Origin of the sequence: Mesorhizobium sp. M3A.F.Ca.ET.175.01.1.1 (assembly GCF_004791945.1) — a bacterium.
In the GTDB taxonomy this organism is placed as follows: domain Bacteria; phylum Pseudomonadota; class Alphaproteobacteria; order Rhizobiales; family Rhizobiaceae; genus Mesorhizobium.
On record NZ_SRTP01000426.1, the window covers coordinates 1 to 281 of the forward strand.

Below are 281 nucleotides of genomic sequence, written 5' to 3' on the forward strand. Positions count from 1 at the left end.
CCGACTTGTCGCGGGACTGGCTGGCGGTGGCCGCCAAAATCGATCCGGACGCCGACGCCGACGAGATGACCGCGCGCCGTCTCGCCGAGAGCTTCGCCGCCTATCTCAAGGCCTGCAAGCTCGACGAACGCGCGCTGTCGACCCTGCCGCCCGGCCGTTTCCTGATGCCGGGCGATCTCGAAGGCTCGCCGGCGCTGACCTTTGCGCCGCTGATGAAGCTGTCGGATCGACGCCCCCGCTCCGGATCGCTGCAAGCGATGATGGAGCGCCGCTATGAAGCC

General features: G+C 68.7%; 1 protein-coding gene. It reads left to right on the top strand.

Translation table 11 applies throughout. The features are described 5' to 3' along the window. Positions 1-281 (top strand): YcjX family protein (locus tag EN818_RS32275; RefSeq protein ID WP_189524028.1); only part of this gene is annotated, 281 nt, incomplete at both ends.